10 protein-coding genes are annotated in these 15,846 nt (G+C 47.3%); 8 read left to right on the forward strand and 2 right to left on the reverse strand.

What is annotated here, in order from left to right; genetic code table 11:
* Positions 1–112: 112 nt before the first annotated feature.
* From T411_RS0106845 to nspC, 8 genes are all read left to right on the forward strand, one after another.
* Complete coding sequence (locus T411_RS0106845) at positions 113–1,489, forward strand: MATE family efflux transporter (RefSeq protein WP_000117911.1); 1,377 nt, start codon at positions 113–115, stop codon at positions 1,487–1,489.
* Positions 1,490–1,614: 125 nt separating this feature from the next.
* Positions 1,615–2,286, forward strand: coding sequence for an ABC transporter ATP-binding protein (locus T411_RS0106850; RefSeq protein ID WP_000939696.1), 672 nt, complete (start codon positions 1,615–1,617; stop codon positions 2,284–2,286).
* Complete coding sequence (locus tag T411_RS0106855; protein WP_000964609.1) at positions 2,267–4,720, forward strand: ABC transporter permease; 2,454 nt, start codon at positions 2,267–2,269, stop codon at positions 4,718–4,720. Before T411_RS0106850 ends, T411_RS0106855 begins: the two co-directional genes overlap by 20 nt.
* Positions 4,721–5,839 (forward strand): lipocalin-like domain-containing protein, encoded by a 1,119-nt coding sequence (locus T411_RS0106860; protein WP_001252418.1) that lies wholly within the window; start codon positions 4,721–4,723, stop codon positions 5,837–5,839.
* Between the two features lie 278 nt (positions 5,840–6,117).
* Entirely contained in the window at positions 6,118–7,266 is a 1,149-nt protein-coding gene (gene nhaA / locus T411_RS0106865) for a Na+/H+ antiporter NhaA (RefSeq protein WP_001281946.1), read from the forward strand.
* 597 nt (positions 7,267–7,863) lie between these two features.
* On the forward strand, positions 7,864–10,749 hold the full coding sequence (locus T411_RS0106870; protein WP_000100694.1) for a pyridoxal phosphate-dependent class III aminotransferase: 2,886 nt from the start codon (positions 7,864–7,866) through the stop codon (positions 10,747–10,749).
* A 13-nt stretch (positions 10,750–10,762) separates the two neighbouring features.
* On the forward strand, positions 10,763–12,007 hold the full coding sequence (locus tag T411_RS0106875; protein WP_000025716.1) for a carboxynorspermidine synthase: 1,245 nt from the start codon (positions 10,763–10,765) through the stop codon (positions 12,005–12,007).
* 265 nt (positions 12,008–12,272) lie between these two features.
* Complete coding sequence (nspC, locus tag T411_RS0106880) at positions 12,273–13,406, forward strand: carboxynorspermidine decarboxylase (protein ID WP_000910117.1); 1,134 nt, start codon at positions 12,273–12,275, stop codon at positions 13,404–13,406.
* A gap of 135 nt (positions 13,407–13,541) precedes the next feature.
* On the opposite strand, the gene T411_RS0106885 is transcribed toward nspC, so the two are convergent.
* A complete protein-coding gene (locus T411_RS0106885; protein ID WP_000023794.1) occupies positions 13,542–14,180 on the reverse strand; it encodes an OmpA family protein in 639 nt (212 codons plus the stop codon).
* 1 nt (position 14,181) lies between these two features.
* Positions 14,182–15,495, reverse strand: a complete 1,314-nt coding sequence (locus T411_RS0106890; RefSeq protein ID WP_001911385.1) for a TolC family outer membrane protein — start codon at positions 15,493–15,495, stop codon at positions 14,182–14,184.
* Positions 15,496–15,846 lie beyond the last annotated feature (351 nt).

The raw sequence follows: 15,846 nt of genomic DNA on the forward strand, positions 1-15,846 counted from the left end.
AATCGTTTGTTGTGCTTATGCGTGCGTGAGTATAATAGCGGCTGTTTTTTCTGCCTACTATGTCCTTAACCTTAACAGGTAATAGGGAGTCCTCACACTTTGGAGTGATACTGTGTCTGTTGTCTCTCAAGTTTTATCCCACATGAGAGGGGATTTCTTCCGCCGCTTGATCGCGATTGCTCTGCCGATCACGCTACAAAATATCATGTTCTCCAGCCGCGGTTTGGTCGATGTACTAATGCTCGGGCAACTGGGAGAGGCCGAAATTGCCGCCGTGGGTGTCGCGGCACGAGCGACCTTTGTGACTACGATTATGCTGGTGGGCGTGACCACAGGCGGCGCACTGCTCACGGCGCAATATTGGGGGGCGGGCGATCGCAAAGGTGTGCGTGAAAGTACGGCACTGACTTGGTTAGTCTCTAACTTCTTTGCCTTTTTCACGGTATTGCTGTTCCTGTTTTTCCCACAGCAAATCATGTCGTTAACGACCGATTCGGAGCAAGTTAATGCGCTGGGTAGTCAATATCTGATCATCACCTCGTTCACTATGTTTGCGGTGGCTTGTGTCAGCAGTATGGCAGTCGGACTTCGCGCGATGCACAAGCCCGGGGTAAGCACGTTTTTCAGCGGTATCGGCATTGTGTCTAACGTGGTACTGAACTGGATCTTAATTTTCGGTAAATTTGGATTCCCAGCGATGGGTATTCAAGGGGCGGCGATTGCCACCGTGTTGAGTGGCGCGATTGAAATTGCTTGTTTGTACAGTTACTTGTATGGCAAAAAACATTTGATGGCCTTTGGCTGGCAAGACATCAAAGCGGTAATTGATTGGCCGAAAATTAGCCGTTTTCTACGTTTGTCATTACCCACCACCTTTAACTTTCTGATCTGGGCTGCCGGTTTATTTACCTACCACGCTATCATGGGGCAGACGGGGGTTCAGGGGCTTGCTGCGCTATCCGTCATGACTCCGGTTGAATCGATTTCCCTGAGTTTACTGATTGGCATGTCTACTGCGGCGGCCGTCTTGGTGGGCAATCAACTTGGCGCGAAAAACTATGAAGCGGTGTACTACCAAGCGATAGGTGTAACCGCATGCAGTGTGCTGGTCGGTATTGTTGTCGCGATTGGTCTGTATCTGGTGCAAATTCCGGTGCTTGGTGCGTTTACGGCGTTAACGCCTGAAACGCGCGAGTTATCAGAAAAATTCATGCTGATCTTGTGTTTAGGTATCGTGCTGCGTTCATTCCCGATGACCGCGATCGTTGGCGTGTTGCGCGCGGGCGGCGATGTAAAATTCTGTCTCGGCCAAGACATCGTCGCGCAGTGGTGTATTGGTATCCCGTTAGCCGCCTTTGCTGCGCTAGTGTTAAAGGTCGAACCGGAGTGGATTTACCTGCTGTTTTTGACTGAAGAAGTGGTGAAGTGGTTTGGCTCACTACATCGCATGAAAAGCAAGAAGTGGATGAAGAATTTGATTGAAAATTAGACACTCATCGTTCGATTGGTGCAAATTAATGCATATAGTGTGATCTGCTAGCCAAAATACTTTCTCCGCTTAGGGTTTTGGTGTAGATTCTGTGTCCGGTTTCATTTTCGGCAATGAGTGGTTCGATGTTACAGCTAATAGACCTATGCAAAGGCTATGTAGATGGTGATGAATTTCATCCCGTTTTGCAGGGAGCTGAGTTGACGTTGAACCAAGGTGATCAGCTGGCGCTCATGGGCGAGAGTGGCTCTGGTAAAAGTACTCTGCTGAACTTGATCGCTGGTCTGGATAGTGCTGACTCGGGGGAAATCTGGTTTCCCGGATTTCCCATGCATCACACTTCTGAGCATCATCGCACGGCATTTCGTCGTGACAATATTGGCCAAATCTTCCAGCAATATAACTTGCTACCCACACTCAACATTGCCGATAACATTCGTTTCTGTCGTCAACTGAAAGGCTTACCTGAAGATGCTGGTTTGTGGCGACAAATTCTGTCGGCTCTCGATCTCATGCCTTTGCTGGGTCGCTACCCTGAAGAGGTGTCTGGTGGTCAACAACAAAGAGCGGCGATTGCGCGCGCTTTGTATATGGAACCGAAGATTTTACTTGCGGATGAGCCGACCGGCAGCTTAGATGAACGCAATGCCGAGGCGGTAATGCGCTTGCTCACGACTCTGACTCGTCAGCTCAATTGTGCCTTGCTTTTGGTGACGCACAGTGAAAAAGTTGCGCAGCACATGGATGGCTGTATTCGTCTGCAAGGAGGACAGCTGCATGTTATGGCCCGTAGTTAAGGCGCTATTGGGTCATTATCGTCGCTATCCATTACAGATTTGTCTGGTCTGGCTTGGCTTGACTCTCGGTGTCTCTCTATTGGTGGGCGTTACAGCCATTAACCATCATGCCAGACAAAGTTATGAGCATGGTGAGAAGCTATTTTCTAATCCTTTACCCTATCGTATTCGCTCCAAGCATATTGCTAATAAAATTCCGCAAGGCTTATATATTCAGTTACGTCGTGACGGTTTTCAGCAGTGTGTTCCTTTCGATGATTACCGTTTTAGTACCACATCAGGTTTAGATCTGATTTTACAAGGGATTGATCCCGTCGCTTTACTCTCTATCGACAACGGCAAACCCTTAGCTCAACAAAGTGGTTTGCAACTGATGAACCCGCCATATCCGGTCATGGTGAGTCAAGAGTTAGCCAAACTGCAAGATTGGCAAGAAGGGGACTACATCGCGCTGACGGATGGTTCTCAGCTTGGCCCGATTGTGATTGATAGACATAACCAAGTCACGGGAATGCGAGTAGTGGCCGACCTATCTTTGGTCCGTATGCTCAAAAAAGGCTCTGGATTGACGGTGATCGCGTGTGCGGATATGCCACCGGCCAAGCTCGATAAACTGAAAAAAAGCTTGCCCAATGGCTTAACGCTCACCCGAAGTACACGTTCAGAGTTGGAGTCTTTAACGCAAGCTTTCCATCTCAACTTAACCGCGATGGGCATGTTGGCCTTTTTAGTCGGTATCTTTATTTTCTATCAAGCGATGTCACTGTCTATGGTGCAGCGTCAGCCTTTGGTGGGCACGCTAAGACAAATTGGTGTTAATGGTTGGCAACTGGCCAAAGCATTGCTGATTGAACTGTTGGTATTGGTATTGGTGAGTTGGGTATGCGGTAACGTCTTGGGTTTACTGCTTGCCAATCAATTAATTCCATCTGTCGCGAGCAGTTTGGGTTATCTGTATAACGCCAATGTGGACTTAGCGATTGGTTGGGATTGGTCATGGAGCAGTTACAGTCTTTTGATGGCACTATTGGCGGCCTTTGCTTCTTGTACATGGCCTTTGGTGCGTTTGTTGCGTTCTCAACCCATTCGCTTATCGGCACGCCTGTCATTGGTTCGCTTTGCGGGGAAAGAGTTTAAGCTACAAGCGCTATTGGCCTGTGCTTTGTGTGTGGCGGCGGTCGCGATTTATCAAGCCCCGAAAAGTCAGCAATCAGGGTTTGCGATTATTGGCTTAATGCTGCTGAGCGTTGCGCTGTTTACTCCCTACATTATCTGGACGTTATTCACCAGCTTTTCTTACACGCTGCGCTGGGTCAAAGTGCGTTGGTTTTTTGCCGATGCCGCCGCGAGTATGAGTTATCGTGGTGTGGCCACGATGGCATTTATGGTCGCTTTAGCGGCCAATATTGGTGTTGAAACCATGGTCGGCAGTTTCCGAGATACCACAGATCGCTGGCTGAGCCAGCGCCTTGCGGCCGATATCTACCTTTATCCGAGTAACAGTGTCGCTTCTCGTATGAGCCAATGGCTTGGCCAGCAACCTGAAGTTGACGCGGTTTGGTGGCGTTGGGAAAAAGATTTCGCATCGCAACACGGGCCAGTACAAATCGTCAGTACGGGCGCTTCGGATGGTGAGCTAGACTCATTAACCGTCAAACTGGGCGTGCCTAATTATTGGTACCATTTGCATCATGCGCGGGGGGTAATGATCAGTGAATCGATGGCGTTGAAGCTCGGGATTCGTCCCGGTGACCTGATCGATTTACCGGAGCCGATGGGCTCGGGGTGGGCGGTTTTTGGGGTCTATTACGATTACGGCAATCCTTATCATCAAGTGATGATGTCCCATCAAAACTGGATGAAAGCCTTTGCCGGCACTGGCAACGTGGCCTTGGCGGTTGTGCTCAAAGAAGGGCTCACCGGAGAAAGCGTCAAAAAACGCCTTGATACCATTTTCAGGCTGGATGCGGATCGTATCTTTGATAACACCAATATTCATAGCCATGCGATGCGGGTTTTTGATCGCACGTTTTCGATTGCGGGAACGCTGGGCAATATCACCTTATTTATCGCCGTCTGTGGCATTTTCTTCTCAACTCTAGCGGGAGAAACATCGCGTTTACGCCATATCTCTTTGTTGCGTTGCCTTGGTGTGTCAGGTAAAGAGCTAGTGCTGATCGGCGGTATGCAGTTATTTGTTTTCGGCGCTATCTCTTTATTGATTGCACTGCCCTTGGGATTAACTTTGGCCAAATTAGTGATTGATGTGGTGATCAAGCATTCGTTTGGATGGACTATGCAGTTGCAAATGGTGCCGGGAGAGTATGTGTACACAGTGGTGTGGTCTATGATGGCTTTAATTTTGGCGGGCGCTTTGCCGATTATTCGCTTGGCAAGAAAATCACCGATGAAATCACTGCGAGAGGCTTTGTAAATGCGCCGCTTTCGTTTGCGCTTGAAACCTTGGGTATGGCTCTGCCTCGGCGCTCTGTTTTTTATGGTGGGCTTTATTGGCTATGAGCAGGAGGAGTATCACAGCATGTTACTGCACTCGGCTGATCCTGAACACTCGACGGTACAGGCAGTGTTTGAGCCCGTTTTACCCAATCATCCCGTTCGTTTACCGGCTGATTTTGCCTCTCGCCCTGAATTTGAACAAGAGTGGTGGAAGCTATACGCGTTGCTGGAGGATGAACAAGGCAATCCGCTTAGTGTGCAATGGAACTTTTTGCGTTTGGCGCAGGATGAGCGTGATACGTTAGGATGGCAGACGCCTCAGCTTTATTTTTCTTCTATCGTGATTAATGGCAAGAAAGTGAGCCTACGCGATCAAAAAATAGCTCGTGGCGGCATTGGTCAAGCCGGAATGGGCGATCAGCCTTTTCGGATGTGGATTGATAACTGGACTTGGCGTTCATTGGGCATGGGACCTTTACCCGGTAATTTGCACCTCAGCACCGATCACTTCGCTCTAAATATGCAACTGCGCGCTCTTGGTCCTTATGTGTTATCGGGGGATCACGGTTATCAGGTCAAACAAGAACTGCTTTCTCTTGCGAGTTACCAGTTTCAACAGCCCTATATCGCAGTTCATGGCGATTTGGTGGTAAGTCCTGAGCTACCCGCATTGAGAGTCCGCGGACGCGCTTGGTTGAGTAAAGAGTGGGGCAGTGAGTTAGTCGCTAACGAGCTAGCGGGCACGGATAGTTTCGTCATCCCACTCAATGATAAGCAGTGGTTGACGGTGAATCGCTTTCGCCACCGTGGAGTGCCAGATTCTGTGTACGGCATGCTGCATAACCTCAACGGTAAGAGTGTCGCGTTGTTGAATCGGGATATTCAACTCGAAGCGCTTTCTTCCTCTTCATTGAGTAATGGAAAGCGAGTCCCTCTACGTTGGCGGTTAGCGATTCCTAAGTATCAAGTGAATGTATCTATTGAGCCATTGGATCGTGACGCTTGGCAGACATTCTTAATTCCGTATTGGGAAGGGCGTATTAAAGTGCTTGGAAGCCACAATCAGACCGGTTTTATGCAGTTATCAGGCTATTAATTTCCTGTGATGATTATTTAGGGTTTGACAAAAAGGCGCGTTAAGCGCTTTTTTGGTTATGAGAACAAGATAAAACAATCAGTTACTATTTTTGATCTTGGTATGAAACTGAGACTGTCTATACTCAATTAAGGTGAAATTCGCAGTGAAATACTCATGGATTCGAAAAAACCGAAGTAAATCCTCATTACAATCGATTTTTCCATTACACTAAGCCTAGCTACACTCTGGAACATTCTTTTGTTAATCAATTATTAACATAATTTAAGGACAAACCTATGTCTGACATGATTCGAGATTTCTTCAAGATGGAATCTGCGGGGGGCATTCTGCTGGTGATTGCGGCGGCGATTGCTATGGTCATTGCCAATTCAGCAATGGGTGAAGGGTACCAAGCATTTTTACATACCTATGTCTTTGGTATGTCGGTTTCACACTGGATTAATGATGGCCTAATGGCGGTGTTTTTCTTATTGATCGGTTTAGAGGTCAAACGTGAACTGCTGGAAGGAGCGCTGAAATCCCGTGAAACAGCGATTTTCCCTGCGATAGCGGCGGTAGGCGGTATGCTCGCTCCTGCATTAATCTATGTAGCCTTCAATTTTAACGATCCGGCTGCCATTCAAGGTTGGGCGATTCCTGCGGCCACCGATATTGCGTTTGCGCTCGGGATCATGGCGCTACTGGGTAAGCGTGTGCCTGTGAGTTTGAAAGTGTTTCTGCTGGCGCTGGCGATCATTGATGACCTTGGCGTAGTAGTGATCATCGCTCTGTTTTACAGCAGTGATTTATCAACCATTGCACTCACTATCGGCTTTATCATGACGGGTGTGCTGTTTATGCTTAATGCCAAGCACGTTACTAAATTGAGTATTTATTTGGTGGCAGGCCTCATCCTATGGATCGCCGTATTAAAGTCGGGTGTCCACGCCACATTGGCTGGAGTAGTGATCGGATTTGCTATTCCGCTGAAAGGCAATAAGGGTGAGCATTCACCGTTGAAACACCTTGAGCATGCACTGCATCCTTATGTTGCCTTTGCGATTTTACCTGTGTTTGCTTTTGCCAATGCTGGTATCTCACTGCAAGGCGTGTCATTAGCAGGGCTTACTTCTATGCTGCCACTGGGTGTAGCACTGGGTCTGTTCCTTGGTAAACCACTCGGCATCTTTAGCTTCAGTTGGGCTGCGGTTAAACTCGGGGTAGCAAAACTGCCAGAAGGGATCAACTTCAAGCATATTTTTGCAGTATCGGTACTGTGTGGCATCGGTTTTACTATGTCGATCTTCATTTCATCACTGGCCTTTGGTCAAGCGAATGAAGCTTATGATACTTATGCGCGCTTAGGTATTTTAATGGGGTCAACCACCGCGGCATTACTTGGTTATTCTTTACTACGACTCTCTCTGCCGCTCAAAAAAGCGTAATCATTTCATCAGGCTTTGAACAATTCTAGCCTCCGCAATGCGGGGGCTTTTTTGTAGTTTCACACTATGGCAGTGTGCTGAGTTTGCAACTCAATTGAGAACCTAGAGTGAAGTTAAAGTGCAAAAATTCTTATAACCATTCATATCAATAAGGCTATGCAACCGATGCGAATAATTATTAAAAACGATTGCGCTTGACTTTCTTTTTATGATAAGGTTCGCGCCAATCTCGGACTGAGCTTCTGGGGGACACGCGTGGTGACCATTCAGGCTGATTGTGACACCACGTAGGGTAGGTATCGACAAGTCCTTTTGTCGATAGACGGGATACTCTTGCTGCGGAGCGGCATGTGAATGGGAAACCCAACATTGAACTCACTTAACTTATACACATTAATCAGCTTTGTACTTCCTTTATGCCCTGTTCAACAGGACAGTAGCATTACTGAACCTTGATTCTCTGATTTAGCAATTCGTCATCCAAGCGATGACCCACATTCCGGCTTGCCTATGCGCAAACGCGGAGCATTTTGCTATTCGCCATTTCCATAACCTAAACCGGAAAGGCGGAAACGAATCATCTCAAGGGGAAAAAAGATGAGTACAGCCTTTGAAGTCGATAACCACATCGCAACTCTGTTTTCAACTCAAGTGCCGTTGCTAGACGGTCTTTACGATCTCACTCCAGACCAAGTGCTGCTCGATCAAGCTGCGCATGAATCTGAAGTGCGTTCTTATCCACGCCGTATTCCTATTGCCATTAAGCAAGCCTATGGCTGTTTGGTGGAAGATACGCGTGGGCAGATTTTCTTGGATTGCTTAGCCGGTGCAGGTACTTTGGTGCTCGGTTATAACCATCCAGAAATCAATCAAGCACTGAAAGCACAACTCGACTCTGGTCTGCCATACCAAACTCTGGATATTGCAACCGAAGCGAAAACCCATTTCATCAAGACCGTGAAAGGCTTTTTGCCTAAGGCCTTGGGTGAAGATTGTGTGATCCAGTTCTGTGGCCCATCGGGTGCCGATGCGGTTGAGGCTGCAATTAAGCTTGCCAAGCAAACCACGGGGCGTAACACCATGTTTGCCTTCCGTGGTGCCTGCCACGGTATGACTAACGGCACGATGGGGATGATGGGTAACCTCAATACCAAAGCGCGCCGTACGGGCTTGATGTCTGATGTGCACTTTATGCCTTTCCCGTACAGCTTACGCTGTCCGTTTGGTTTAGGGGGTGATGAGGGTGCGAAAGCCAGTATCCGCTACATCGAACGTCTGCTGAATGATGATGAAGCGGGGATCATGAAACCTGCTGCGATCATCGTTGAACCCGTACAAGGTGAGGGAGGTGTTATCCCTGCGCCAGCATTCTGGTTGCGCGAACTGCGCCGCATTTGTGATGAGCACGGCATCCTGTTGATCTTTGACGAAATCCAATGTGGTGTAGGCAAAACAGGCCACAACTTTGCATTTGAAGAGTCCGGCATTATTCCTGATGTACTTTGCTTATCAAAAGCGATCGGCGGCGGTTTACCCATGTCGATTCTGGTTATCAACAAAAAACACGACACATGGCGTCCGGGTGAGCATACCGGAACCTTCCGTGGCAACCAGCTTGCAATGGTATCTGGCGCTAAAGCGCTTGAAATCATTCAGCGTGATAACCTCGTTGAGCATGCGCGTATTGCGGGTCAATACCTACGCGCTGGCCTAGAAAAAATCCAAAGCCGAGTCAACTGTGTTGCCGAAGTACGTGGAAAAGGCTTGATGCTCGGTCTTGAGATTAAAGATCCAAGCGGCGAACTGAACAAGTTTGGTGAGCCAAAATCAGCACCACAACTGACACTGGCAATTCAACGTGCGGCACTTGAGCGCGGCTTGATGGTAGAAAAAGGCGGCCGTGATGGTTCCGTGATTCGTTTCTTGCCACCAGTCATCATCTCGTTTGAACAGCTCGATTTCGCGTTACGCGTGCTTGAAGAGGCGATTCTTGCTGCAGGCGGCGGCAAAAAAGATCCTGAGCAAGTTAATCAAGAGTGGAAAAAACACTTTATTCACACTGGCCACATGGGCAGCCAAGAGTTCTCACAAGTGATGAACCATACGACCGCTGCGATGAAAGCCGTGTTTGAAGAGGTGAAAGCACCCTATTCAGGCCTTGATCCTAAAGTGCTGGAAGAAGCGATTTACGCGGTGGATCTGGATAACAAAAATGCGTCACTAAAAGAAGTTATCTCTGAAACCGCAGAGTTGATCGCGAAGAACTCCATCATGGTTCAACACCCTGACTGTATTGCGCATTTGCACACGCCACCCTTAATGCCTTCCGTTGTTGCTGAAGCCATTATTGCGTCATTGAACCAATCCATGGACTCATGGGATCAATCTTCTGCAGCAACCTTTGTTGAGCAGAAAGTGGTGGATTGGATGTGTGAAAAGTATGAACTGGGCGCGCAAGCGGACGGTATTTTCACCAGCGGTGGCACGCAAAGCAACCAGATGGGCTTAATGCTGGCTCGTGACTGGATCGCCGATAAGCTCAGTGGCCATTCAATCCAGAAATTGGGTCTACCTGAGTATGCGGACAAACTGCGTATTGTGTGCTCGAAGAAATCTCACTTCACGGTACAAAAATCGGCATCTTGGATGGGCCTCGGTGAGAAAGCCATTCTTGCTGTTGACGCTCTACCTAATGGCACGATGGATGTGACTAAGCTTGAAGCTGCGGTTGAACAAGCCAAAGCTGAAGGGCTTATTCCCTTTGCCATTGTGGGTACCGCAGGCACTACCGACCATGGTGCGATTGATGATCTGGTGACGATCGCCGATGTGGCTGAGAAGCACGCACTGTGGATGCACGTGGACAGTGCCTATGGTGGCGCACTGATCCTGAGCAGTCATAAAGATCGCCTCAATGGCATCGAGCGCGCTCAATCCATCAGTGTGGATTTCCATAAGCTGTTTTTCCAAACCATTAGCTGTGGCGCATTGCTGCTCAAAGACAAGCATAACTTTAAGTATCTGCTGCACCATGCAGATTACCTAAACCGTGAGCACGATACGCTGCCAAACCTAGTCGATAAATCGATTTCGACTACTAAACGTTTTGATGCCCTAAAAGTGTTTATGACCATGCAAAACGTGGGACCTAAACAACTGGGCGCCATGTACGATCACCTGCTCGCTCAAACATTGCAGGTGGCGGAACTGGTACGTCAGCATCAAAGCTTTGAGCTTTTAGCTGAGCCATCTTTGTCTACCGTGTTATTCCGCGCGGTAAATGAACAAGCTGCTGATCTGGATGAATTGAACAAAGCCGTTCGTCTACAGGCGCTGGTACGTGGTGTCGCTGTGCTTGGCGAAACCATAGTGGATGGCAAAACGGCCTTAAAATTCACAATCTTGAACCCATGCTTGACGATGTCGGATTTCGACTCTCTACTGGCTAAAATTGAAGCTCTAGCTGCTGAGCTAGCGAACTAAAGGTAAAGGAACTATGTCTATTCTACAGATTGGTGCAGGCGGTGTTGGTTGGGTGGTGGCGCACAAAGCCGCACAAAACAACGATGTGCTGGGTGATATTACTATTGCGTCTCGCTCGATTGCGAAGTGTGAAAAAATCATTGAGTCGATTAAGGGTAAAAACAACCTTAAAGACTCTTCCAAGAAACTAGAAGCGCGTCAGGTTAACGCGGATGATATCGAATCACTGGTGAAACTGATTAATGAAGTAAAACCAGATTTAGTCATTAATGCTGGGCCACCATGGGTCAACGTCGCCATTATGGAAGCGTGTTACCAAGCGAAAGTTTCCTATTTGGACACCTCCGTTTCGGTCGATCTCTGTTCCAAAGGCCAGCAAGTACCTGAGGCGTATGACGCACAATGGGCGTTTCGCGACAAATTTAAGCAAGCCGGTATCACCGCGATTTTAAGTGCGGGTTTTGATCCGGGTGTAGTCAGCGTATTTGCGGCCTACGCAGCGAAATATCTGTTCGATGAAATCGACACCATTGACGTTTTAGACATTAACGCTGGCGATCACGGCAAGAAGTTTGCGACTAACTTTGACCCTGAAACCAACCTATTGGAAATTCAGGGTGACTCCATCTATTGGGATGCAGGGGAGTGGAAACGCGTACCTTGCCATACTCGGATGTTGGAGTTTGATTTCCCTAAATGTGGCAAATTCAAAGTGTACTCCATGTCGCATGATGAGCTGCGTTCGCTGAAAGAGTTCATTCCTGCCAAGCGCATTGAGTTCTGGATGGGTTTTGGTGATCGCTACTTGAATTATTTCAATGTGATGCGTGATATTGGCTTATTGAGCCCTGAGCCTCTGACTCTGCAAGATGGAACGGTTGTTAAGCCCCTGCAAGTATTGAAAGCGATGTTGCCCGACCCCACATCGCTTGCGCCGGGATACAAAGGTCTGACCTGCATTGGTACTTGGGTACAGGGCAAAAAAGACGGTAAAGCGCGTAGCGTTTTCATCTATAACCATGCTGATCATGAAGTGGCTTACCATGATGTGGAGCACCAGGCGATTGCCTATACAACGGGTGTGCCTGCGATTACCGCGGCATTGCAGTTTTTCCGTGGTGAATGGGCAGAGCCGGGTGTATTCAATATGGAGCAGCTTAATCCTGATCCTTTCCTAGAAACGATGCCATCGATCGGTCTAGGCTGGGATGTGATGGAACTGGAGCCCGGACAGCCAGATATTCAAGTGGTGAAATAATGCACACTGAGAGTGAAAACCTCAGTGATTAACTCTATACCCTTCCTACTTGAAGCTGCAGCGGTGTTGGCTACGTTCGTTCACCCCAATCACATAGTGTATCTATGCTCATGGGGATGAAATCACTTGCCGCTTACCTGTAACTCCAAGTAGTTTGGGTATAAACAGCTATAACCGAAAGGTTATGGCTGTTTTTCCATTCTTGTTATCGAGATATTTGCCATCACAAGCATGAATGGAAACATTGCAGGATATAGGAACAAACATGCTAAAAGACGAATTGAGAACCCCATACTTCATGATTGATGAAGCAAAACTCATCGCTAACCTAGAAATTGCTAAGCACCTGAAGGAGATTTCGGGTGTGAAGATGGTGTTGGCACTGAAGTGTTTCTCAACTTGGGGTGTTTTTGACATCATCAAACCCTATCTGGATGGCACAACCAGTTCGGGTCCGTTTGAAGTAAAACTAGGCTATGAAACTTTCGGTGGTGAAACTCATGCTTACTCAGTAGGTTACAGTGAAGAGGATGTAAAAGAAGTCATTGATATTTGTGACAAAATGATCTTCAACTCACAATCGCAACTGGCCGCTTATCGCCATCTTGTGGAAGGCAAAGCATCGCTAGGTTTGCGTATCAACCCCGGCGTCAGCTATGCAGGTCAAGACCTTGCTAATCCCGCGCGTCAGTTTTCGCGTTTAGGGGTACAGGCCGATCATATCGATGAAAGTGTCTTCGATTCGATTAATGGCGTGATGTTCCATATGAACTGTGAAAATAAAGACGTTGATGCCTTTATTGGCTTACTGGATGCCATTTCCGAACGTTTTGGTCGTTATCTCGATAAATTAGACTGGGTGAGTTTAGGTGGGGGCGTCTTCTTTACTTGGCCAGGTTACGATGTTGAGAAATTGGGCGCAGCACTGAAAGCGTTTGCTGAGCGTCACGCTGTTCAGCTCTATCTTGAACCGGGTGAGGCGATCATTACCAAAACCACGGATCTTGTGGTGACAGTGGTAGACATTGTGGAAAACGGGATGAAAACCGCGATTGTCGATTCCGCAACGGAAGCGCACCGCTTAGATACGCTGATCTATAAAGAGCCTGCATCGGTGTTGGAAGCCAGTGACAAGGGACAGCACGAATATGTTATTGGCTCTTGTTCTTGCTTAGCGGGCGATCAGTTCTGTGTGGCTAAGTTTGATGAGCCGCTTCAGGTCGGGCAGAAACTGCATATCCTGGACAGCGCGGGTTACACCATGGTTAAACTCAATTGGTTCAATGGCCTGAAAATGCCGTCGGTTTATTGTGAGCGCAAAAATGGTCAAATCCAGAAGATCAACCAGTTTGGCTATGAGGATTTCAAACGCACCTTATCTTTATGGTCAATTGAGTAGCGAGTACATATTTTGTCTGGACTCGAAGCGGTGAGGTTAAGCGATTAGGATTACTCACCCTTGATGACGATAGCCAATAAAAAACAACAAAAAAGCCGTGAGTAATCACGGCTTTTTGATGTGTGAAGATAGTGATTACATAGGAAGTGTCGTAAAAATCGTCCACTCTTTGACCACTTCACCTTTGTAGCCAACAACTGTTGCAGTAACACGACGGTTACGAGCGTGGCTCACATCATCGGTACCTTCTACTTCCAAAACGCTATCCCCGTATCCGACAATGTTCACGCGCTCTGGCGCTACGCCATAACGCAGTAATTGGTCACGAACCGCTTCTGAACGCTGCTTAGAGAGGGCAAGGTTATGTTCCGCGCTGCCTACTTTGCTCGCGTAGCCTTGTAACTCAATAGATGTTGAAGGATAGGTTTGCAAAAACTCAGCCATTTGACGGATTTGCGTTAAAAACGCAGGCTCAATCGAGCTCGAGTCATTAGCAAACAGAATATGTAATTGCTGCATCTGTGATGATTTGACAAAGGTGCCACAGCCATCATTATCGATTTCAGAGCCCTTAGGTGTATCAGGGCAAAGATCGCGAGCATTGATAACACCGTCTCTATCGTCATCTTGCAGATCCGCAATCTGATTCGCGAGTGGAGTTGGACGATAGTCGTACTCATCACCTTCGTGCTTTGTATATTGACCTTGATTTGCCAATGCCGACGTGGTTACAGTGCAAAGAAATAGTGGCAGAGCCCATGATTTGATTGACATATTAGTACTCCACCTTAGCTGTCCATTCCTGCGGGATATCGACTCTTAAGGCATCTAACAAGTTACCAGATGCATTCATGACACGATATTTTGCATATTGTTCAGCATATCGTGCATCGAGGTAGTCCTTGCGTGCCTCGAAAAGCTCATTCTCAGTGTTGAGGAGATCGAGCAATGTACGCTGGCCGATTTGATACTGTTTACGATACGAAACAACCGTTTTGGATGCAGAATCAACGTGATCTGCCAAAAACTGTTTCTGTTGCAGAGTGAGATCCAAGGCACTCCAAGATAAGCGAAGCCCTTCCTCAACGGTACGGAAGGTTTTTTCACGCAGATCCTTGGAACGATTGAGTTGATAAGCCGCACTTTCTGTACGATCACTGTCACTGCCGCCATTGTAGAGATTGTAACGCAAACGGAGCATCGCACTGAGCTCATCACTGCTGCCCTCAATACCGCCTGCATCATTACGCCAGCTTTGAGCCGCTTCGAAAGAGAGTGTGGGGTAATTTGGCGCTTTAGACTGCTTATACTGGAAGCGTGCTGCATCCACATCCGCTTGAGCAACCTTAATCACTGGATGATTTTCTTGCGCCATATTTAAAGCATTTTCTAATGTCGGCGGTATCGCATTTTGATCGGCACGAGGAAACTCTAAGCTCACAGGTTCTTGACCCACTAAACGGCGAAACTGAGTGTAGATGTCAAAAAGATTGTTTTGTGCAGCCACCAAGTTGCTGTGCGCTTTTGCTAAACGAGCCTCAACTTGAGTCACATCGGCCGTAGAGCCAATCCCTGAATCGGCGCGCTTTTTAATATCGCGGTAGATATCTTTATGAATAGCCAGATTGTTTTCTGACAGCGTTAGAATTTCAGAAGCTTTGGTTGCGTCCAGATAAATCTTGGCGACTTCCAGAGCCATGTTAGAGGCATCGGCTAATAACTGATAGCGATCCGCCTCAGCTTCCGCTGCCGTTCTATCCATATCATTCAGTGTGGCAGACCCATCCCAAATCAATTGAGTGAGGGTAAGGGTAGCATCTTTACGAGTTAAATCTGTGTTTCTATTACCACTAGATTCTGCAGGATTAATTGCCTCATAACCGATACCTGCATCAAGATCGATTTTCGGTAAGTAAGCGCCTGACGATGCCTCTGCATCATATTCACGACTTTTAAATTGATTAAATGCGCTTTTTAGCTCCGGGTTGGATGCCAACGTGATGGATACAGCTTGCTCCAACGTTTGCGCAGAAACCGGATTGCTCAATGCGATAGCGAGCGCAATCGCCTTTAATGGTAATCCTTTCAAAACGTTCTCCCCAGTGTGGGCCATTACTCAATGAATGACCTTTAGTCTAATCCAGATTCATTATCATTTATAAGACATATAGGATATTTGACGTCAACAATATGACGCACGCGAGAAGCGTATCACATATTTACTTAAATAAACCCCTGTGAACCAGTCATAACGATGTAAACTAAAAGTATTAAATCATTTCAGTTGTGGATGATTTTGGAATAAAGTTAACACTTCCAAAGTGTTGTGATGTGACTTTAGTTCAAGATTTATGTTGTTGCTAGATGAGACAGCATAAGCGGTACGTCTGTGATGTAAAGATTTAAACATGTTTTTAACTAAAGTTAGCGTTTATCTGAA

The sequence above is a fragment of the Vibrio cholerae ATCC 14035 genome (genome assembly GCF_000621645.1).
GTDB classification, from domain to species: Bacteria; Pseudomonadota; Gammaproteobacteria; order Enterobacterales; family Vibrionaceae; genus Vibrio; species Vibrio cholerae.